16 protein-coding genes are annotated in these 23689 nt (G+C 42.8%); 6 read left to right on the plus strand and 10 right to left on the minus strand.

Annotation, left to right across the window (positions count from 1 at the left end; translation table 11 throughout):
* Nucleotides 1-6 precede the first annotated feature (6 nt).
* From gnd to BY457_RS12320, 6 genes are all read left to right on the plus strand, one after another.
* Nucleotides 7-1461 (plus strand): decarboxylating NADP(+)-dependent phosphogluconate dehydrogenase, encoded by a 1455-nt coding sequence (gene gnd / locus BY457_RS12295; RefSeq protein ID WP_106153629.1) that lies wholly within the window; start codon nt 7-9, stop codon nt 1459-1461.
* A gap of 125 nt (nt 1462-1586) precedes the next feature.
* Nucleotides 1587-2636, plus strand: coding sequence for a TRAP transporter substrate-binding protein (locus BY457_RS12300; protein ID WP_106153630.1), 1050 nt, complete (start codon nt 1587-1589; stop codon nt 2634-2636).
* 8 nt (nt 2637-2644) lie between these two features.
* Nucleotides 2645-3130, plus strand: a complete 486-nt coding sequence (locus BY457_RS12305; protein ID WP_106153631.1) for a TRAP transporter small permease — start codon at nt 2645-2647, stop codon at nt 3128-3130.
* Nucleotides 3131-3134: 4 nt separating this feature from the next.
* Nucleotides 3135-4439 carry a TRAP transporter large permease gene (locus tag BY457_RS12310; protein ID WP_106153632.1) on the plus strand — a complete coding sequence of 435 codons (1305 nt, stop codon included), beginning with the start codon at nt 3135-3137 and terminating at the stop codon, nt 4437-4439.
* Nucleotides 4440-4653: 214 nt separating this feature from the next.
* Nucleotides 4654-5697, plus strand: a complete 1044-nt coding sequence (locus BY457_RS12315; protein ID WP_106153633.1) for a LacI family DNA-binding transcriptional regulator — start codon at nt 4654-4656, stop codon at nt 5695-5697.
* Between the two features lie 128 nt (nt 5698-5825).
* Nucleotides 5826-7076, plus strand: a complete 1251-nt coding sequence (locus BY457_RS12320; protein ID WP_106153634.1) for a tagaturonate epimerase family protein — start codon at nt 5826-5828, stop codon at nt 7074-7076.
* Between the two features lie 162 nt (nt 7077-7238).
* On the opposite strand, the gene BY457_RS12325 is transcribed toward BY457_RS12320, so the two are convergent.
* From BY457_RS12325 to BY457_RS12370, 10 genes are all read right to left on the minus strand, one after another.
* Nucleotides 7239-8243 carry a glycoside hydrolase family 43 protein gene (locus BY457_RS12325; RefSeq protein ID WP_106153635.1) on the minus strand — a complete coding sequence of 335 codons (1005 nt, stop codon included), beginning with the start codon at nt 8241-8243 and terminating at the stop codon, nt 7239-7241.
* Between the two features lie 473 nt (nt 8244-8716).
* On the minus strand, nt 8717-10090 hold the full coding sequence (locus BY457_RS12330) for a glycoside hydrolase family 28 protein (RefSeq protein ID WP_106153636.1): 1374 nt from the start codon (nt 10088-10090) through the stop codon (nt 8717-8719).
* 38 nt (nt 10091-10128) lie between these two features.
* Nucleotides 10129-11001 (minus strand): DUF4861 family protein, encoded by an 873-nt coding sequence (locus tag BY457_RS12335; RefSeq protein ID WP_106153637.1) that lies wholly within the window; start codon nt 10999-11001, stop codon nt 10129-10131.
* Between the two features lie 253 nt (nt 11002-11254).
* Complete coding sequence (locus BY457_RS12340; RefSeq protein WP_106153638.1) at nt 11255-11989, minus strand: rhamnogalacturonan acetylesterase; 735 nt, start codon at nt 11987-11989, stop codon at nt 11255-11257.
* A gap of 216 nt (nt 11990-12205) precedes the next feature.
* A complete protein-coding gene (locus tag BY457_RS12345) occupies nt 12206-13543 on the minus strand; it encodes a pectate lyase (protein ID WP_106153639.1) in 1338 nt (445 codons plus the stop codon).
* A 57-nt stretch (nt 13544-13600) separates the two neighbouring features.
* Nucleotides 13601-14779, minus strand: coding sequence for a glycoside hydrolase family 88/105 protein (locus BY457_RS12350; RefSeq protein ID WP_106153640.1), 1179 nt, complete (start codon nt 14777-14779; stop codon nt 13601-13603).
* Nucleotides 14780-14891: 112 nt separating this feature from the next.
* On the minus strand, nt 14892-16364 hold the full coding sequence (locus tag BY457_RS12355) for a pectate lyase (RefSeq protein ID WP_106153641.1): 1473 nt from the start codon (nt 16362-16364) through the stop codon (nt 14892-14894).
* A gap of 95 nt (nt 16365-16459) precedes the next feature.
* A complete protein-coding gene (locus tag BY457_RS12360) occupies nt 16460-18031 on the minus strand; it encodes a DUF5123 domain-containing protein (protein ID WP_106153642.1) in 1572 nt (523 codons plus the stop codon).
* Between the two features lie 18 nt (nt 18032-18049).
* The gene (locus tag BY457_RS12365) at nt 18050-19894 is read right to left on the minus strand and encodes a RagB/SusD family nutrient uptake outer membrane protein (RefSeq protein WP_106153672.1); all 1845 of its coding nucleotides are present in this window, start codon (nt 19892-19894) and stop codon (nt 18050-18052) included.
* Nucleotides 19895-19909: 15 nt separating this feature from the next.
* Nucleotides 19910-23140: a SusC/RagA family TonB-linked outer membrane protein gene (locus BY457_RS12370; RefSeq protein WP_106153643.1), complete on the minus strand. Its 3231-nt coding sequence runs from the start codon at nt 23138-23140 to the stop codon at nt 19910-19912.
* Nucleotides 23141-23689 lie beyond the last annotated feature (549 nt).

Here is a 23689-nt window from a genome sequence, read left to right on the forward strand (position 1 = left end):
AAAACCATGAAAGAATTATCAGACATAGGATTGATTGGGTTGGCCGTAATGGGCGAAAACCTGGTCCTTAACATGGAAAGCAAGGGCTTTCAGGTATCGGTATATAACCGGACTACCGAAAAAGTGGACAACTTTGTGGAAGGACGAGCCAAAGGCAAGAATATCAAGGGCACACATACCCTTGAAGAACTTGTCAAGTCGCTGGAGCGTCCCCGTAAGGTAATGATGATGATAAAAGCCGGACCTGCAGTAGATAAGCTGATCGACAGTCTCATACCACTGCTGGAGCCGGGTGACATCCTCATTGATGGCGGAAACACACACTTCCCCGACACAACGCGTCGTACCGAATATGTCGAAAGCAAGGGACTTCTGTACATTGGTACCGGCGTATCCGGAGGTGAAGAAGGCGCCCTTCTCGGACCATCAATCATGCCCGGAGGATCGCCCAAAGCCTGGGACGCTGTTAGACCCATCTTCCAATCTATCTCTGCTAAGGTTGAAGACGGAACCCCCTGTTGCGACTGGGTAGGAGAAAAAGGAGCCGGACATTTTGTGAAGATGGTGCACAACGGTATTGAATATGGCGATATGCAAATCATCAACGAGGCCTACCACATCATGAAAGAGCTGCTGGGCATGTCGGCCGACGAGATGCACGAAGTTTTCAAAGAGTGGAACGAAGGTCCGCTGGACTCCTACCTCATCGAAATCACCCGTGATATCCTGGCCTACAAAGATGAAGACGGGGATCCGCTTGTGGAAAAAATCCTGGATACAGCCGGACAGAAAGGAACCGGTAAATGGACCGGTATTTCGGCGCTGGATCTTGGTATTCCGCTTACATTGATCGGGGAAGCCGTATTTTCCAGATGTCTATCTGCCATCAAAGACGAACGTGTACAAGCTTCAAAGATCCTCTCAGGACCAAAACCGGAATTTACAGGAGACAAAAAAGCATTCCTGCAGGATCTCCACGATGCTGTTTATGCATCAAAAATCATCTCTTATGCTCAGGGCTACGCATTGATGGGTGCTGCAGCTGAAGAGCATGGATGGAACCTCAACTACGGTGGTATTGCTTTGATGTGGCGGGGCGGATGTATCATTCGTTCGGTATTTCTGGGCAAAATCAAAGAGGCCTATGATGCGGATCCCAATCTCACGAACCTGTTGCTGGCCCCCTTCTTTAAAGAGGTGGTGGATAAAGCTCAAGCCGGATGGCGCCGGGTCGTGTCTAAAGCTATTGAGAACGGAATTCCCACTCCGGCATTTGCCACAGCACTGAATTATTACGACGGATACCGTCACGACCGCCTGCCGGCAAACCTGTTACAGGCTCAACGAGATTACTTCGGTGCCCACACTTATGAACGCTTAGACAAGCCAAGAGGCGAGTTCTTTCATACCAACTGGACCGGACGCGGTGGAACCACTGCTTCCACAACATACAATGTGTAAACACCGGGCCCGTCAGCTTCAACGGAGGCAGACGGGCCTCAACTCCATTCAATTCAACGACCTGATTCTATGACACCCTGAAAACCAGCTGGTTTAGGGGATGACAAAACAATGAAATTATTCTGATGATGAACAAACAAATCATTGTTTCTTTACTTGTACTGATGATTTTTGCCGGAGGATGCGGCTTAAAATCGGATGTGAGAGTATTGAAACTGGGACACTCACTCGACACAAAGCACTCGGTGCACATTGCCATGGAATTTATGGCCACAAGAGTGGACGAACTTTCTGACGGAAAGCTAAAAATAGACATTTATCCCAACGGCGTTTTGGGTTCGGAGCGCGAAAGCCTTGAGTTGCTTCAGCTGGGAAGCCTTGACATTACAAAAGTATCAGCCGCTGCACTGGAAGGATTTGTGGAAGAATACAAAGTATTTGGACTCCCATACATCTTTGCCGATCAGCAACATGCTTTTTCAGTTATGGATGGACCTTTGGGAAAGGAAATCCTGTCCAAAGGAAAAAAATACTGGCTTCAGGGACTTTGTTTTTACGATGCCGGAGCACGCAGTTTCTATACCTCTCGTCCCATTCGCAAACCGGAAGACCTGTCAGGACTCAAAATGAGGGTAATGCCAAGTATCACTTCATTTGCAATGATCAGAGCTATGGGAGGTTCCCCCACCCCAATATCATGGGGAGAATTATACACTGCCCTTCAGGGAAAAGTTGTTGACGGAGCAGAAAACAACCCACCCAGTTTCTATCTGTCTCACCACTATGAAGTTTGCGATTACTATACGCTTAATGAACACACGAGAATACCCGATGTGCTACTCATGAGTACCCATGCCCTGAAAAAAATGAATGAGCAGGAAAAGGAGTGGCTGATGCAAGCCGTACGTGAATCAGTGGTGGTACAACGAAAAGAGTGGATGAAGTCGGAAAAAGAAGCATTGGAAGCTCTTGAGAAAGAAGGTGTGGAAATAATTATTCCGGACAAGCAGCCATTCAGAGATGCAGTTCAGAGCGTTTATGATCTTTACAAAGATAATGAAGAGTTAAGTGCACTGATAGAACGCATCAGAGCCGCAGAAAACCAAACACCGGCAACCAGGGATAGCAGTTCCGTGGCAGAGGAAAATGAAGAAAAGAGTCAAAACTTAAATTGAATATCGATATGCATCTGAGAGCAAAAATTGATAAAATACTGGAGGTCTTTCTTGTCATATTGACAAGTGCACTGGTGCTGGATGTGGTCTGGCAGGTTGCCAGCCGTTATTTGTTGTCCAATCCCAGTTCCTTCACCGACGAACTTGCAGTTTTTCTGCTGATTTGGGTAGGAATGGCCGGTGCAGCCTATGTAAAAGGGAAAAATGAACATTTGGCTATAGATATTCTCCCGGACAAACTCCAACCAAAAAACAAAAACAAACTATTGGTATTCATCAATTTTATGATCATCATTTTCAGCCTGAGCATCATGGTTATCGGAGGAGTATGGCTGGTTTACACCCGGTTCCAGATGGGGCAGGTCTCCTCTGCCCTCCAGGTACCTCTGGGTTTTGTTTACTCCATTGTTCCGATTAGTGGCTTACTGATGATTTATTACTCCATTGACGATATCAGAAACCTGATTAATGCAAATAAAAAAATAAAAAGATAATATCATGGAATTAGATATGTTGGGCATTATTGTCCTGGTCTCTTCATTCATATTTTTTCTGGTGATAGGCACACCTATTGCCTATAGTATTGGGCTCTCAGCCATGGCTACCATGCTAGTGAGTTTTGATGTATTGCCCGCTTTTTCCACCATGGCACAGCGCATGGCAACAGGTTTAGAGAGTTTTTCCCTCCTGGCCATACCCTTCTTCATACTGGCGGGCCAGTTAATGAATTCCGGGGGGATAGCCATGCGGCTCATTGAGTTTGCAAAAGTCCTTGTTGGTCGCCTACCAGGTGGCTTAGCAATGGTAAATGTAACGGCCAACATGTTGTTTGGAGCCATTTCTGGTTCTGCTGCAGCTTCTGCCTCAGCCATGGGCACCATAATGGGGCCACGAATGGAAAAAGAAGGATACGACAAGAATTTTTCAGCAGCAATAAATGTAACCTCGGCCACCACCGGACTGTCTATTCCTCCCAGTAACATCCTCATTGTATATGCTCTTGCCAGTGGAGGAACCTCTATTGCTGCGTTATTCCTGGCCGGATATGTACCCGGAATCTTAACAGGTCTGGCTATCATGCTGGTTGGTTCGGTCTATGCATACAGAAAAAAATATCCAGTTGGAGATAAGATTCCATTCAAACAAGGAGTTAAGAAGTTTCTGGATGCTATTCCCAGTCTGATGATGCTGGTCGTTGTAATTGGAGGTATTATTGCAGGTATTTTCACTGCCACTGAAGCTGCTGCTATAGCAGTGGTTTACAGCCTTATACTAGCGCTCATCTACAAAGAAATAACGGTAAAACATTTACCGACTATTCTCATCAAAACGGTAAGAACAGCAGGCATGGTATTGTTGCTAATCGCTGCATCCATAGGCCTTTCATGGGTAATGTCTTTCGAGAACATTCCGTCAACCGTGAGTAGCGCATTATTATCCCTTTCTTCAAATCCGTTTGTGATTCTTTTAATCATTAACCTGGCGTTGCTGGCTGTGGGAATATTCATGGATATGACTCCGGCAGTATTGATATTTACGCCAATTTTTCTACCTATAGTAACCACCCAGTTGGGGCTTGACCCCATTCATTTCGGCATCATAATGATTCTGAACCTGAATGTGGGACTGGTAACACCTCCGGTTGGCGCGGTATTGTTTATCGGATGCAGCGTGGCAAAACTGAAGATACAAGACCTTATTAAACCACTGATACCATTTTACATTGCCATGTTTGTGGTGCTGCTGCTAGTGACGTTTATCCCGGAGATTTCCCTTTGGGTACCACATTTCTTCGGATACTAAATTACCCGGCACAGTGGCAAGTACCTTAGAGGTATTTGTCACTGACATGGGTTGAGAGATGAGGATTGAGAGATGAGGGTTTCATTTGGACAAAAACAGTCAAAACCCTGAAATTAGTATTGTACAGAAGACAAAAGTTTGCCTCCGGGATTTCCGCTAAAAACCGGAAGTCCCTTATGAGCCCCCCGGGGTTAACAAACGACATTTCAAATAAATGAAGCAGGTTAGAATAAAAGATATCGCCAGTAAAGCAAATGTATCGATTGGCACCGTTGACCGTGTATTACATAACCGCGGTGAGGTAGCCAAAAAGACCAAAGAAAGGGTTCTGGCCATTGCAAAAGAGATGAATTACCAACCCAACATTGTAGCCCAGGCCCTTACAACCAAAAAAACATACCGATTTGCAGTACTGATCCCACGCGGAGGAGATGATAATGTTTACTGGCTTGCCCATCCCAAAGGAATAGAGAAGGCAATCCGGGATCTTCATCCCTTCTCCATCGAAATTGATTACCGTCTTTTTGAATTGCATAACGAGGCTGACTTCATAGATAAGACCAATGAAATTCTGACTTTTCCACCAGATGGTGTCATCATGGCCCCCATTTTGAAAAAAGAGGCCATCAGATTTTGTGAGGACCTTGATCAACAAAGAATTCCTTACATCTTCATCGACACTTTTATCGATAATACCAACTGCACGGCATTCATTGGTGAAGATGCATTTCAGGGAGGAAGAGTTGCTGCAAGCCTCATAGACTTTGGTCTGGCAACCGACAAGGATATTCTTATCGTAAACCTGGCCAAAGATCTGGAGAACACGCAGCACCTGAATCGCAGAAACCAGGGTTTTTTGAGTTATTTTCTGGATGCAGGAAGAAACAATGGCATGAAAATCACCGTGGAAATCGCCTCTACTGACCAAAATGCCGTCGAAGAGAAAATGGATCAGATTCTGCAACAAAACCCTAACATCGGAGCAATTTTGGTTTCCAGTGCTAAGACACACATCATTGCCCGATATCTGGAGAAGAAAAGAGTTGAGGCCATCCTGATTGGTTATGAGATAACGCGGAAAAACACCGACTATTTGAAAAAAGGTATCATTCACTTTCTGATTGGTCAGAAACCAATGGAACAATCAGAAAAAGCTGTAAAACGGTTGTTTGAGTATCTGACCACCCACAACATTACCATGAAACATGAGTTTCAGCCGGTGGAGATTATCAACACCGAGGTACTTAGCCTTAGTTAGTTTGTTAGTTAGTTAGAAAGGCAAAAGGCAGAAGTTCTTTTGGCTGAGGGATGAAGACAATAACAACTCAGAATCAAAAAGCATTAAAAGACAAACCATAGAATTTAGAACTATAAAAAATCTTAGTCATGAAAAAACTATCCAGGTATTCATTTGGCATGGGCGATCGTTTTGCCCATCAGGCCGGATGGCAGTTGAAAACCATCATTGAAGCAGAGAAAAACGGAGTTGAAATTACTCCTGTCTGGAACAAATCGAACCGGGAACATACCACCATTGGCAGTGAACCTGCAGATACATTAAGAGCTGCAGAAGAAAGCATCAAAAAAGCCGGATACAACAAACAGTGGTATATCGATGCTGACCATGTAAATCTGGACACGGTGGATCGATTCCTAAGCACCTCAAACTTTTTTACCATTGATGTAGCTTCTTACATCGGGAAGAAAAGCGAAGCCAAAGAAGAAGAAGATTTCATGGGGGAAATGAGACAATTCATCGGCAACCTGGAAGTCCCCGGATTGAATACTGCCTTTAATATTACTGAGGAGATGTTGCGTGAGATCGCAGATCAGTATTTGTATGCCGCGCAGATGGCAGGAGAAACCTACAGGCGAATTGAAGCCGAAAAGGGTAAAGGTAATTTCATAACCGAAGTTTCCATGGATGAGGTTCCCAATGCACAGACACCGGTGGAACTGTTCTTTATTCTGGCCATGCTGGCTCATTACAATGTACCGGCGCAGACCATAGCTCCAAAATTCACCGGACGCTTTAATAAAGGTGTAGATTATGTTGGTGACATCAATGCCTTTAACAAGGAGTATGAAGCAAATCTTATGATTATCGACTTTGCCATTCAGCAATTCGGACTTCCGGAAGAGTTAAAACTAAGTATCCATTCGGGATCCGATAAGTTTTCCATCTACCCCATCATCAAAGAACTGTCTAAAAAACACAATAAAGGGTTCCACCTCAAAACGGCCGGAACTACCTGGCTGGAAGAAGTAATTGGTCTGGCGCTGGCCGGAGGTGAAGCATTGGTTTTTGTAAAGAATCTATACTCCAGAGCATTAACCGATGTGGAAAAGCTTTGTGCCCCGTATGCTGATGTCATCGATATTGACGAGAACCAACTTCCCTCCGCAATGGAAGTCCAGGGCTGGACTGGCGAAGAGTTTGCCAATGCACTTAGACATATTCCGGAGCATCCGCAATACAACTCCAATCTCCGTCAGCTGGTGCATGTGGGCTATAAACTGGCCGCCGAGAGAATAGAGCAATACAACATGCTGCTGGAAAAACACGCCGATATTGTAGGACAATGTGTGTTTGAGAATCTATATGAGCGGCATGCCAAAAGGCTGTTTGTGGATTAATTAGTGTTTGTCCATAGTTAAAAAAACGTTTTTGCAATTAGAGATTGCTTCGGGGGTTGCCCCGCAATGACAGTGCACCGGATGAAAGAGAAAGAAAAAGGGCTGCTCCGGTTTAGGAGCAGCCCTTTTTGCAAATTCACATATCAAAAAGCTATTTACAAATCAATCATCCTGCTTCTGCATAAAATCAGGAAAGCCACTTTTCGTCCACTCTACAACGCGTGCACGTGTTGCTCTGTTTGGATCGTCAAGGGCCTCTCCTTCTATTTCTTTATAGTCGCGGGCATGATAAATCATTACTACCGTCTCACCATCTTCTGCCACAGTAAAAGAGTTATGTCCGGGGCCATACCTGTCAAACTCAGGGTTTGAGTAAAAAACAGGACCTGCGGATTTATGCCAGTTATTCACATCCAGCAAATCGGCATCCTCATCAATCCATAAAAGTCCCATGCAGTAATTATGATTGGTTGCGCTGGCAGAATAAGAAACGAAAATACGCCCGTCTTTTTTAATAACTGCCGGCCCTTCATTCACATTGTATTTTACCCTTTCCCAGCTATACTCGGGTTTGGTGATAACAACCTCTTTCCCGCTAAGAGTAGTAGGGTCTTTCATTTCGGAGAGAACCAGTCCGGTACCATGTCCCTCATCCAAAACATTCTGGGCCCAAATCATATAAAGTTTGCCGTTGTGCTCAAAAGTGGTTGCATCCAGTGAGAAAGAGTCGTGCTCAGTCATTATCCGGCCTTCCTCTTTCCATTCTCCCTCCAGGGCATCATCAGCCTCATTGGAGAGGGCATACATTCTTATATTCCAAATGTCCTCTGACTCGCCAGCTGCAAAATAGATGTACCATTTACCATCGATCCTATGAAGTTCGGGAGCCCAAATGTGACTGGCCATTACACCTGTTTCATGTTTTCGCCAAACGGTTTTTTCTTCCGCATCCTTGAGCCCGTTGATACTTTGGGCTTTCCTGATGACAATGCGGTCGTACTCCGGAACAGTGGCAATCAGGTAATAGGTGCCATCATCTGTTTTATACACCCAGGGATCGGCACGTTGCTCTGCGATAGGATTATCGTATTCAATCTTTTGTGCTAAAACAGAGGAGGAAAAGACCAAGGTCATTATTACCACCAGAAAAAAACTAAACGATCTCATATAATTTCATTTTGATATAAAGATTACCGGAAGGATATAATTGCTTCAAAGCCGGATATTCTCTATAATTAGTTAATACTTTCATTGCGCTATCCTGTCTGTCCCTTTTAAGGTCTGTGATAGCCATATGCAAGTTTAACTCCGGATGATTTCAAACATGAGGACTTTAGTTTTTTTTAGGGGGATAAATGTTTCCAACTATTAAAATAAAAATATTCATTTTTTCCTAATCAGCCGTCTCAGCACAATAACAATCTAATAACCAAACCATTGATTCCAAAACCTCAAAAAGCCCGGAATGAAAAAGAATTTTTCAACCCTGATGATTTCTAATTTATGAAAACCACTAAATAGAGGATTATATGGTATCAAAATTCAGATAACAAAATAAGGTCTGTTCAGAGACTTCCGTACAGACCTTAGTGAAAAATAAATATTTACCATCAATGCCCGGTTGAAAAAACCAACATTCATCATTTTGCCCACGAGGGAGGTCCTGCCTGTCCGCCAATAGAGACATCCTCCATTATAACATTCCGGGCATCGCGCAAATCTATTGCTACATCAGCTTTTTCGATGGTCACATTACTGAAATAGATATCATGCACTTTCAATTCAGGAAAACCATGAACCACAATTCCTGCAGCCGACGCTTCCCGGGAGTAAACATTATTCACATATATATCATGAATATGTGTAACATGCCCCTCACCCTCCTGGTGGTAAAACGAAGTAATGAAAAAAGCATCCTCCACATCCTGAAGTTCAACATTGTTAAAATGAATATTTGATATTTCTCCTCCTCTGTCGGGATTTGATTTCACATACAAACCACGTTTAAGATAACCTGAAGCATCACAACTATCCACATAAATACTATGAACGCCTGACGACATCTCACTCCCTATGACGAGTCCGTGAAGCCCTTTCAAGCGGCAGTTGCGTACCACAATATTGTGCGATGGCATTTTCATCTCGCGTCCTTCTCGATCACGACCGGCTTTGATCACCACATTGTCGTCTCCATTGTCAAAGTCAATATCTTCAATCAATACATTTTTGGTGTACTCCAGATCTATCCCATCGTTGTTCTTATTGTGTGCATCATAACTCATACCCCGCAACGTTGCATTTTCACATTTCAACAGATGCACACACCAAAAGGGCGCGTCTTCAATTCGTACATCCTCTATGAGAATATTCCGGCAGTTGTAAAACTGAACCAGGTGAGGACGTAAATAATGTCCTTTGCCAAAAATTCGCTCTTCAAGGGGAACTGCATCGTTATTCATTTTACGTGACAACATCTGACTCTCCTTTTGGATTTCTTTCCAGTTTTGCCAGGTATCAGAAGCCTCGCCATCAATAACCCCCTTACCGGTTATGGCTACATTGGTAAGGTCTTTTCCGTAAATAAACGGACTGTAATTATAAAGCAGCGTTCCTTCCCAGCTGGTTTCCACAACGGGCAGATAATATTCGGGGTTGGAAGCAAACTTAAGTACCGCTCCTTCTTCAATTCTAAGATTGATATTGCTAACAAAATGAATGGGGCCATTGAGATAATACATTCCCGGAGGTACCACGATAACTCCCCCTCCGGTATTTTTGACGGCAGCCATGGCTTTATCAAACGCTGGTTTGCTATCAAAAGAGGAATCATTTGCCAAAGCACCAAAATCATTAATCACAAGAACATTATCCGGGAAATCAGGAATACTGATTTGTCCCAAAATCTCTTCCTTACTATCGAATTGGGATTGTTGCGGAGAATTCGAGAGCGAACATCCCGCCAGGATAATAAAAATCACCGCGACATACCCCCATTTATGCTGTCTGATCCACATAGTTATTGTTTAAATATTTTTACCGGTCATTTCACAAATCATTTAGTCAACCCAAGCCCTTCAATATATCTGACAAATGATTCCAGACTGTTAATTTCTTCTTCTTTTTCACAGGCTGAAGTTACCCACAGAGAAAGATACTTTGTTGGCTCTGACACCAATTCAAACTGCTTCTCTTCCTTGGTAATACTCGCAAAATCATCAGGATTAAACAATACAGCTCCGCCAATATTCAATTGAACTGCCGCCACATCTTCGGGATGGATGCCCCATGTACAAATAAAATTATCAGACTGTCTGACTTCTGTTTTATCATGATAATTGATGCCCGTCAGAAAATAAACCGGATTACTGCTCAATGCAAAAGCCTCGACCTTGGCCTCCCGATGTCCGGAGAAAACGGTAACCCGCACCAACACATCAATGGTATCTCCCATATAAGGAATTCCTTCAGACAGCACTTCCATATAGGAGATTCCGGCTTCTTTTTTTACGCGGGCTGTTCTCTTAGTGACAGGATCCAGGAACATCTCTTCTTTGGTCTCCGGATTCCATAATCGAACACCTCCCATACCAACAGTGGAACCTACTTTGTACTGATCAGCCCCCAAGCCCTCATTCTGCTGCTCTTCTGTAGGATACCACCCTGCTTCTGCCAGTTCAAGTCCGGGACGCGTTTTATTATACACATCCACCGCCACTTTATGATCAAAATAGAGCCTTAACCCCATCCATTCATTTTCTATGGCAGGACCATGATGTTCCAGTTTTTTGTAGAGATCGCCTGTTTCCGAAGAAATTTCTGTTTTTTGTTCGTCTGTATCCTTCCATTTAAGACTGATGTCGGTTTTGTTTTGAGAATAACTACAGATTGTAACAAAAGTCAGTAGAACAATAAGTATTGATTTCATCCGTATAAAATTAATTTTTCAAGGCCGGATGGAACTCGCATGCAAGGAATTTATACATTGTCTTTTGTGACACCCCTTGCCATGCTCGTTTCATCAGTAAATAATTAAACTAAGTTATTGGTCTGATGGAACTCGCATGGAAGAACTTATACATATTCTCTTGTGCCAATAGTTGCCATGCTCGTTTCATATCACTAGTATTTTATTGGAAGTATTCATCACATAATAAAGCTCTTACATGCGGAAAACATTATTATTTCAAGGCTTCTGCCAGGGGAAATTGCATCCTTTTTAATTCCTCAACCACAAGACTCGCCATTTTCCGGGCTCCTGCAGGAGAAAAATGAGTGTCGTCTTTTTCCCCTTTTGGGTAATTGGGATGTCCCGCTTCTACCCATAAATACAATTCCTTAGAGAGGGAATCTCCTTTTTCACTCACCAATTCAGCGCTCAATGCGCGATGATCGATAACGGGGACATTCATTTCCTCAGCGACCTCTTTGGTGGCATCCGGATAATTTCCATGTGTGGGTATCAATATTCCGTTTTCATCGAATTTTCGACGAACCACAGAGGTCATCAAAACAGGGAAAGCCTCTCTTTGCCTAACATCCGTAACAAATCTTCTGAGATGATTCTTAAATTCCGGAAGGGTAGAGTATCTATCCCCTTTTGATGGACTTTCATCGTTATGACCGAACTGAATAAACACATAACTACCCGGAGTGATCCTCCCCATTAAGGAATCCCATCGTCCTTCATAAATGAAACTTTTGGAGCTTCGCCCGTTTTTTGCATGGTTTTCAAACTTAACTTTAGCAGAATCAAAAAATTCAGGAAAAACCTGTCCCCATCCGGTCTCCGGAAAAGCATCAGGTTTCTTATCGGCCATTGTGGAATCTCCGGCAAGGTAAACGTTAAAAACAGTAGGATTGGAACATCCGGTTATTAATAAAATCAGTATAAAAAGGAAAAAAGATCGTTTCATGGATAAAAAAATTATGACAACCAATTTGCAATACTCTGGTAAATCTTATTGACTATCATTGGTGACCGGTTAAAAACATGAGATTGCTTCACTACGCTCGCAATGACCGGACCTTGCAGTATATTAAGGGTTTGCAGAGGGCATTGCGAGCAGAGCGAAGCAATCTTCTTTCATTGTAATGGTTTTTTCCGGACAATAGTGATGGACTGTAAAAAACTATTCGACCAGACTATTGAACCAAATCTCTATGTTGACATAATCATCAGAGATTGATTTTAAAGCTGCGTCTTGCGGATTATTCGGATCCAACCCGTTTACTTCTTCCCAGGCATCCGGCATTCCGTCATTGTCTGAGTCCTTAGGATATTCTTCGGATTTCAGTTCGGGCCAACCGCCAACATCGGTCTGTGAATCGATTATTCCATTTTCTCCGTATGTAAAAGTTCCCTGCTGAACCTCTTCCATTATCCTGCGATCCACAGCATCTCGGTTCAGAGAAGCTCCGGCATGTAGAACAACCGCTTTAAAGGCATCTTCGGCACTAAGCGGAGTATAATCGGAGATTTGGTGAGGTTCCGAAACAAAAACAGAATCAGCCGGAAAATCGTCGATGTCTATCCCAAGAACATTGTTCTCAGTAATCTCAGCATTTTCGTGCATCACATTACCGGAAATATAATAATTGCTGAAGGGCTGATATGGCTCCAAAAACTCCTTTGATGCACTCTTTGACGTTGCCGGACCCGGTTTAAAATAATTATTCACAATGTTATAGTTCCCATCCTCACCGGCATACATACATTTCGACTTCCAGTTGTAAACTACATTATTTACCAGTTCGGCTCTTTCCAACTTAGGTTGTTTATGATATCTGCTTCCATGCAATCTGGGGTTGCGACTGATATGATGCACCATAAGATTACCAATAAAAGAAGCTGTTTTTCCACCCCAGATGCCACCATAACCGTGATCCCCTTTGTGGTGAACAGAAGAATTCATACTCTCACTGATAATACACCATTGCAGCGTTGAGTTTTCATTATCGTAAATGGAACAAACCTCATCGTTCCCCCAACTAAAGCTGCAGTGATCCACTATTACATTGCGGTTTCGCATGGATGTGAAGGCATCAACCTCATCTCCGGACTCATCTCCCGAACGAACTCTGATGTAACGAATAATAACATTATCATCTTTGACTTTTACAGGATAACCTGTTAAACATATTCCATCCCCCGGAGCTGTTTGTCCTGCAATGGTTAAGTTACCATTGTTAATATCAAGTGGACTCTTCAAATTAATATTACCGGACACTTTAAAAACCACAATCCTCGGACCATGCTTCCGAACAGCTTCACGAAGGCTGCCCGGTCCCTCATCATTCAGATTGGTTACCATTACTATTTCCCCTCCACGACCACCTGTAGTATATTTCCCCGCGCCAAGAGCTCCGGGGAAAGCAAGTGTGGATTCATCAGACTTTTGCTGAGAACAGGCCCATCCGGAAATCATCAACAGGAGGAGTGTTCCTACGACCTTTATTCTTTGGATCATTTATGCCTTTTTTTATTATCAACACGTTAAATGTATTCTTCACCCATTGCATCGGAGTTATCTGTTTAACTCAATGGCAGCAAGAATAAATGGGCCAACCCCTTTGGGGTCATTATCCACCTGAGTTTCGCTAATGTAATACTCATAAGTACCATCGCGATATGGATTACCTCCCAGCCCACAGGCTCCACAAATATGATGCATAGTAACAAGTCCTTTATCATCAACTGTGATCAGATGCTCCAATATGCCATCAAAAATATTGTTGGCTGTTTTAAGGTAAGATTTATCCAGGTAGCCTTTACGGGCTCCTTTAGCAAAAGCGTAAGCAAACATCGAGCTACCGGAGCCTTCAATGTAATTTCCCTCACGACCGCCCATATCAAGAACCTGGTACCAAAGTCCTGTTTCTTCATCCTGAACTTTCATCAGAGCATCGGCTGTATTCTGAAAAACCGTAATAATAGAATCCCGTTTGGGATGATCTTCAGGGAAATAATCCAGCACATCCACAATGGCCATCATATACCATCCCATAGCACGACTCCAGAAATGCGGAGAGCGGCCAGTCTCAGGATCGGCCCAACGTTGCTCTTTACTTTCGTCCCAGGCATGATACATCAGTCCGGTCTCCTCGTCGTGTGTCACTTCGTAAGTCAAAAGAATTTCGTGAGCAACCTCATCAAACCATTCAGGAGCATTAAACTCCCGGGCATACTGTGCTAGAAATGGTGTAGCCATATACACACCATCGAGCCAGATCTGCCATGGATAGATCTTTTTATGCCAATATCCGCCACTTTTTGTTTTGGGATGATTGCGCATCTGTTCCACATGCATCTCAATAGCCTTGCGGTATTTTGCGTCTCCTTTTCGCTTGTAAACAGTAATAATATTCTTGGCCGGATTAATTCTGTCTATATTGTAATCAGTAGGGTCATACTTTCTTACGTCGCCGGACTCAGTAACAAAATAGTCAACATAATCCTCCATGTACTGGGAGTAGATTGAATCCACATGTCCCAATTTGTCTATTGCCTGTCCCACCATAGCAATATCGTATTGCCACTTTATTTTATCGGGATTCAGATAATTGACCAGACTGTCGTGACGCTCAATCACCGAGTTGGCCATTTTTACGGACCATTTCTGGTTTTCTTCGGCAGGTTTTTCTTGCTTACATCCCGCTGAAGAAAGGAGCCCCACGATGGCCACTATGTATATTAGAATCTTCATGATTTAATTTTTTGATGTATTAATAATAATTGCCTCTTTCCCGAACTTATTTATCTCCGGAACGCCTGTCAATAAGTCTGAATCTGCACAAGCAAAAACAAGATACAGAAAATCAGTTCCCAAATCCGATTCCAGATGTTACCAGGTCATTCAGGTATATCTCAATATTTGTATAGGTATCATCAAGTTTATTTCCTGATACATCCGAAGCATCATTGGGGTTCAGTCCCTTTTCTGTTTCCCAGGCATCGGGCATTCCGTCGTTATCTGTATCTTCCGGAGATGTTCCGGGCTCCAACTCAGGCCACCCGCCAACGGCTGACTGAGTATCAATAATCCCCAGTGCTTCCCCATAGCTTCCGCCAAAAGTAGCATCTCCGTTTCTTACTTCACCTACGATACGTTCATCCACTACATCGCGAACCAGGCTTGCTCCCACATGTTCCAACACGGCAGTATAGGCATCTTCGGCAGAGGTGTAGTCAACAGCGGTAACATCAAACCTCGAGTCGGCAACGAGTTCATTTTTGTCACCACCACTCTTCAGGTCAATTCCTAACCAGTTATCGGCAGTTATCGAAGGAAATCCATCCACGTAATTGCCCGACACATAGAATTTACCATAAGACTCTTCATAATAAGCTTCAAAAATACGGTCGGGATGACTTCCGGTAGCAGGCCCTGCCTTGTAATAATTGTTGACAATATTGTATTGTCCCCCTTCTCCTCCATAGGAGGAATTATCTCCCCAGTTATAAATTACATTGTTGACCATTTCGGCCATTTCGCGGGTTATACCATCACGAACCCCATAAAAACGGGGGTTTCGGCTTTTGTGATGAGCCAACAAATTGTGATGGAATGTAGCATTGTAACCACCCCAAAGTCCTCCATATCCATGCGCTCCTTTGCCATGAACTGATTCGTTAAGACTTTCTGCTATCAGGCTCCACTGCATGGTGAAATTTTCATTGTCATAAAAGGAGGCACATTCATCGGTACTCCAGCTCATACTGCAATGGTCAATAATAATATCAGAATGTCTGCGTCCCCAGATGGCATCGCCCTCCACGGCATTCTCATCCCCCATTCTAAAGCGAAGGAATCGAAGAATCACATTGTCAGCTGCCACAGTAACCGGATATCCTGCCAGCGTGATACCACCTCCGGGTGCGGATTGTCCGGCAATGGTAAGATCACCATTTGATATTTTCAACTCAGAATTAAGATTAATCGTACCACCTACCGCAAAAACTATAGTACGTGCCCCTGACTGACCAATTGCGTAACGAAGCGTTCCTTCAGAAACTCCATCTTCCAGCGAAGTAACCACATAAACATCGCCTCCCCGACCACCGGTAGTGTACATACCACCACCTTCGGCACCGGGAAAAGCGATGGCCTGTTCTGTTGTATCATCCTGGTCATCATCTGTTTGATTGTCGTCTTCAGAATCATCCGGGTTTTCATCAGGAGTTTCCGTTTCAGGCTCTCCCGGACCGCTAATTTTCTCCTCTTCTTCACAAGCAGACAGAGAAAAAAGTACCAAAACAACAAAAAACAAATAAATAAATCTTTTACACATACTTAGCATTATTAAATAATTCCAATCGGGAGATATTAACAAAATTAAAAAACAGGGATGCAGCCCAAGAGCTGCACCCCGCTAAAAAACCAGGTTTATTGTATCCACCGGGGATCACCCATCGGCGCATTCCCCTCACCTGAATTACGTATTGGAGAATTAAAATCAATACTGAAATCACCATTTTCGGCATCAGCAAACGGACTTGCAGTATCATCAGTAATATTATTTGGTCCATTCAGTTCAGAACCTGAAAGATTAACCGCATTGTGATAATAGTTGTAATCAATCACAGGATAACTTGCTGCCGGGTCATCTGCACGGAATTGAGCATCTGCCATTTCAGAGAAAACATTATTTTTAACTGTTACCATGTTGCCTATAGTTCGCACATATACCACGCGATTGCTGGGAGTGGCAACATTGTAGAATGTACAGTTTTCAATATTAATTACCTGACCTTCGAATCCGGCAATATCGTCGCAACGCAGGAAGTGACGGGTACTACTGGAATTACTGAAAGTTGTGTTTGTAATAGCAATATTGGAAATAGCACAACTTCTCAAATCAAGAAACTCATTATTCCCAATGGTTACATTATCAACAATACAGTTATCAATTATCAGACTATTAACACTTCCACCTTCTGTTCCTCTAAGCAGTGAACGGTCATAATTACTAAATGTACATCCGCGAAGAATCAATTCATCAGCAGCAACAGCATCACTGCTGATACGTGTAGCATAGCTTTCTTTCTCCTCAGTATTCACGGCTCCCTCAAGGATGGTGTATCCAGAGAAATTCAGGTCTTCCAAAATCCAGCTAGTTCCACCTTCGAAGTAGAAAGCGGCATGAATTGTGGGTTTATCACTGGCATTCAATGCCTTCACAGTAAGCGAACCTGTAGCTGTAATTACACCTGAACTAACGGTATAGTCACCCGGCTCAAGAACAAATGTGCCTTCTCCTGCTGCATTAATAATTTCGATCAGATCTTCATCAGGACCAACAAGTGTGGCATCACCAATGTCTATAAGGGTTTTGAAACTAATGGATCCACGCTTAATTTCACCATTAAAAATTTCTGCAGTATAATTGGTTTCACCGGTCAGACCATCACACAATTTTTCACCCAGAGCCTGCTCGTCTGCGCTTATCTGATATTCCATTTCTCCACCTCCGGCAGAAGATATTACAATATGAGTTACGGCTTTCTCAGGATCCCATGAGATAACCACATCATTGGCGCCAACGTCATCACCCTCAAGTTGATAAAGAATATTTTCTGTAGGGGTCATAAAAGTCAGTTCAGCATACTCGGAATTATACTCAGGATTCTCAGCTATTGCCATTATCCGAACTGAATACCTTGCACCACCTTCAAGATCAGGAATAACAACGGGTAGTTCGGTTATCCCTGTAAAAGATTCAACAATATCAGTAAATTTCAGGCTGTCTTTACTAAGGTCCATATTATATGATTGGGCCCCCAATATTGGCAGCCAGCTTAACTCCACTGTTGTCCCGTCAAAATTGGTGGTCAATTCCACCGGACGAAATAAACGAACCTTCTTATTGGCTTCATCATCATCGTCGTCACAGGCTGGCAGAGTAATCATCAAACCGGCTGCAAATAAAAACATTAACTTCCAAAGATTAAATTTCATAGCTATTGAATTTTAGAATTAAAAACCATATTCATTAACAAAAGCGCCGTTCGCATCATCAATTACAGGCTGTGCAATTGGCAACAGATGTCTGTTCGGGTATTGATCCAAACCCGAAGACATCAGGTTTAGCCATTGAACAAATTCATCTTTATCTGTATCACCAATGCCGGACATCCATTCCACCCTGTCGAAATCAGGGATATTAATATCACCCAATTCTTCATCCAGATTAAGCGTCTGAAAATTCAAATCTTCAGGATCATCTTCAGAATACTGATAATAAAGATATTGAGGAACATCATCATAAGGAGCCTCTCCAGATACAATCCGACGGTTCATCTCGCGTGCTTCTTTAATCTTTTCATCCAGCAAATTCCACCGGATGAGATCATATTTTCGAATGCTCTCTCCGCCAAATTCAAGAGCTCTTTCATGGACAATGGCATCAAAAAAGTCTTCAGCACTTGCGAGACTTTCCACATAGTTTTCAACCAGTTCAGGATGCATTTCAGAATCAAAAGCTCTGCGTCGAACCTCTTTCAATGCATCCTTTGCCGCAGCCGTTGGGCCGTTCAATGCGTTCTCAGCCTCGGCAAACATCAGCAATACATCCGAATAGCGCATCATTGTCCAGTTAATTCCTGTCAAAAGTTTATTTCCAGCGTTCCGGTTGGCCGACAAATATGCATCCGTCATCCATTTCAAATTCCATTTAGCAAATCGGAATTGCGTTGGGTCCGTGTAAATCTCCATCTGAGGGAGGTTATTGTATTTATAGAATGCCACCGTTACCAGCCGACGACTGTCTTCAGGCTCAAAAGAATAGAGGTAATGAGGTAATGTAAGTGCACCACCCTGGTTACCGCGACCATACTTAGGGTTGGTATCATAACGAATACCAATATAATACCCGGCCTCACCACTACGTGCCATACCGTGTCCTACCTCAAAAAGACTCTCATAATACTGGCGATCAGGTTCAAGTTGATTCTGACGTACAAAAACATCTTTATAAGAAGGATTCAGCGAATGTACTCCTTCATCCATAATCTCTTTACACTCCTCACGGGCTATCTGATAATAGGTTTCCCAGTCAGAACCCCGCTCCATTGTGTTGGATTCAGCACGAAGACTGTAACCTCCCCTTGTTAAGGCAATGCGCGCCATTAATCCTTTTACAAAGCCTTTACTGATACGTTCGGGTGTTGCTGCATCACTTCGATCAATCCAGGGAACATATTGTTCAGCTTCCTGAAGGTCTTCAATCAAAGCTTCCAATATTACATCACGATTGGTCTTTGGGATAAAGAAGTTTGACCCGTCAGGATTGGTAGGTTCTGTCTTAAAAGGAACATCCCCCCAATTACGGACCAACTCAAGATAAAACAAGGAACGCAAGGTCAACGCCTCACCATAATAAGCCATCATTTTGGCTTTTGCTTCTTCATCGTCACCACTCATCACAGGACTGTCGGGGACCTCTGAAATCATGATATTTGCGCGCTCGATGGCACGATACAATACATTCCAGGGCTTTGTAAGTTCACTGTTACCGGGTGTCGCAAGATAATTCCCAATTCCACGCCGGCCATTATCACCATAATCCCCTGTACCAAAAGCGACCACTTCAATGTCTGAATTCATGGAAGCATACATTGGAAACATCTGTGAATAGGTATCATCATGCGTCATCAGCGAATAAATGCCATATAATGCATTTTGCGCAAAAGCCGGATTAGAGAATACCACATCGGTGGTATAACTCGATTTCGTTTCTGTCTCCAGGAAATCATCTTCACAACCAGTGAAGACCACAACCCCGAGCAGCATTGCTATCAAATATATCGATAAAGTTCTCATAATCATCAAATGTTTTTAGAATGTAAGGTTTACACCTGCAATAATTGAACGACTTCTGGGATAGGCAGAGTAATCAACCCCGGGAGTAAGCGGAGTGGAGCGTCTGGTATCCACTTCAGGATCATAACCTGTATAGTTTGTAAGTGTCCAGAGGTTGTATCCTGTCACATAAAATCTCAGCTTATCAACAAAGAATCGAGAAGTCAGATTCTCAGGAAGAGTATATCCCAGTGTCACATTGTTAAGTCTCAGGAAAGAACCATCTTCAATAGCCCAGGAGTGTAATACCACCCGACTCATCATTGGGTGCCATATTTCCACATTCTGATTAAGCATCTGAAGTCCTTCAGGACTATAAACAAAGTCGCCGGTCTCGGGATGAACGATAGAAAAACGATCTTCCCAATTCATTGATGAGAGAAGGTTCCCATAAAGTCTGGTATCAGGGAATGAAGTAAACTCCAATTTGTTGGCATTATACACATCATTTCCATAAACCCAGTTAAAAAAGGCCGAGAAATCAAAACCTTTATAGGTGGCTTGTAGGTTAAACCCACCAGTATGATCAGGATTGGCGTTACCTATAATGGTACGATCGTCTTCAGGATTAATAGCATCTCCCTCACCCCCGAGATCTTTAAATTTCAAGGTTCCCGGTCCAAAAAAACGAGCTCCAATTAATGTACTGTTGTCAGGTACACCTTCTTTCAGAGAATAAGATTCGGTGACGGGGTCATAGTTAAAATCACTGTATTTATACATTCCATCTGTAACATATCCCCACATTTGTCCTACAGGCTCACCTTCTTTTAGCAAATAATCACCCGTTGGTCCGGAAGAACTACCGTACCACTCTGAACTTTGAAGCGACATCTTTACATCACCCAACTTTTCAACATTGTTGATGTTAAAAGCAATATTAAATGAAGCACTCAGTGTAAAGTCGCGTTGCTGAATAATACGTCCATTCAAGGCAAGTTCCACACCCTGATTGGATGTTTCACCAATATTCTGCATCTGATAATTAAATCCGGTATTGGATGGAATATTAGCTCTTATCAAGAGATCTTTTGTTGTATTGTAATACGCATCAAAAGAACCATCTATCCGATTGTTGAAGAATCCAAAATCCAGACCTGCATTACGGGTATAAGTGGTCTCCCATTTCAAGTCAGGATTGGCGATAGTACTTCCGGGAACCAATTGATTCTGAAGATCCTCATCCACAAAATAAGGTTTATCATCATCGTTGGTGGTATAAACCATTTTCCACATATCATCGCCAATACGGTTGTTCCCGGCCGTACCATAACTGAGGCGAAGTTTCAGATTTGAGAGGAAATCGATACCACTCACAAAGGGTTCATCTGAAATACGCCAGGCACCGGCAACGGACGGAAAATATCCCCAGCGATTTCCTTCAGCAAATTTACTGGATCCATCAGCTCGCATGGTAACTGACAGAAGGAATTTATTCAAAAAATTATAGTTAAGGCGTCCGAAATAAGAGGATATTCGATCCTCAGGCGACTCAAACGATTCCGTAGGCTGCGGAGTTCCAAGATTCATCATCGCTAAAGCGGCATCCACGGTCACATCACTTGGAAAAAACCGGGACTCCATATCCAGACTTTTAGAATTATAGGTATAAATCTCTTGTCCCAACAACAAATTAATATTATGACCTGGAAGAACATCATCCTTGGCGTATGAGATGGTATTGGCAACCCTTTGACGAAGACGCTCACTGGTATCAATGGTCACCATTGGGGTTCCACCACTGGTATTTTTTGACTGTGAAGTAGATGGCCCGTAGAAACGATCATCCCTGCGATTTTCAAATTCAACTCCCCAATCACTTTTCAGTGTCAAGCCGTCAATTATCTCATAACCAATTCCGGCATTAAAATTAATACTGCGACGGTCGGAGTTCCGGTAATCATCGTTTACCACATCCACCGGATTGTAAAGTTGACTGGCAGCCTCCATATCCGTATCAAAGTCAACTGCAGCCAAAAAATCCTGCAGCCCACGTACCGGAGCATATTTTACAGCATGTTTCAAACGACTATTGGAAGAAGACCCTTCGGTGGAAGTTCCTGCTCCTGTCACATTGGTATCCGAAAACCGGGTATTAAAATCAACAGTCAACCGATCAGTAATCTCACTGTTAATCTTAAAATTGATATTATTTCGCAAATATCCTGCCCCCAGCATTATACCCTCATCATCGGTGCGAGTCATACTAAGATTATACTTTGTTTTTTCAGAACCACCGGTCACACTGACATTATGGTATTGAGTGATGGCTTCGCGACCAAAGAGTTCATCCTGCCAATTGGTGCCAGACTGTGCTTTGTAAAGTTCAAGATCACCAAATACACCATAATAACGCTGAAAATTGCGGGCAGTGTTTCCACTCTCGCCACCAAGCTCATATTGCCAAAGAGCATATTCATATGGATCAAGAACATCAAGTGTTTTGGCAATTTTTTTAACCCCGTAATACATATTATAATTAACAGTAGTCTTTCCGGCAACCCCATCCTTAGTTGTAATAATTATAACACCATTAGCTCCCCGGGCACCATAAATAGCAGTAGATGAAGCATCTTTCAACACATCAATCGATTCGATATCCGAAGGAGCAATGTCGCTGATACTGCTCACGGGAAAACCATCCACAATATAAAGCGGGGAGTTGTCCTGGGTTATTGAACCACCTCCACGAACGCGAATTTTTATTTCTGCATCAGGAGAACCTTCCGTGGTGGTAATTTGTACCCCGGCCAGGCGTCCTGTAATGGCTTGCGCAGTAGATGAAACAGGAATATCCTGAAGATTATCACCGGAGACTGAAGAAACCGACCCGGTAAGATCACGCTTTCTAACTGTTCCATAACCGATGGCAACGACTTCATCCAGACCAATCGACGACTCCTCCATTGTTACATCAATGACAGACCGCCCATTAACTTCAATTTCCTGGTCAGAAAAACCAATAAATCTAAAAACAAGTACTGTATTCTGAACATCGGAAACATCTAAGGAGTAATTTCCGTCAATATCGGAAACCGTCCCTGTGGTTGTTCCTTTAATAATTATGTTAACGCCCGGAAGCGGATCACCATAATTATCGGTAACCGTCCCCCTCACAGACGTTTGCTGCTGAGCCCGTCCCGAAAAGGAAATAAAGACGAGAAGTCCCAGTACAAATAAAGTTTTGAAAAATAGTTTTTTCCTCATAACAAGTTTGATTTTAAAGATGATTTAAATCTTATGCTGAATTTTTATTCAGGATTGGGGGTATTGTGATAAATGCTAAAATACAACAGATCCACCTAGCAGGTATCCGAATAAATATCTAAAATGGTGTTGCAAATTGTTAATTACCATAGGGTGTATTTTATCTAAACACTGATACAGTGACACTTAAACTGAATTAATAAATCTTAATTAATAAAGAAATTAAGATTTCACTGTATTAATAGTCAACGAAAAACAAGGAAGTGGGTGCTGATTTGAGTAAAAAAAGGGAATTGAGCTGTTTCCAGGAAAAAGCAATAGAACAAGAATTACACATTATCTTGAACAAGAGGTTTTAGGTATCACAATAAAGCTGCCATTTATCCCAAGAGTCTTTATCAGCATGATATTTCTTCATTTACAAACACTGTTGTCCGGAAAATCCATTATTATGAAATAAGATTGCTTCGCTCTGTTACCAATGAAACGAGCATGGCAACGATTGCCACAAGAGAATATGTATAATTTCTTGCATGCGAGTTCCATCCG

Origin of the sequence: Marinilabilia salmonicolor (assembly GCF_003003035.1) — a bacterium.
Classification (GTDB): Bacteria; Bacteroidota; Bacteroidia; order Bacteroidales; family Marinilabiliaceae; genus Marinilabilia; species Marinilabilia salmonicolor_A.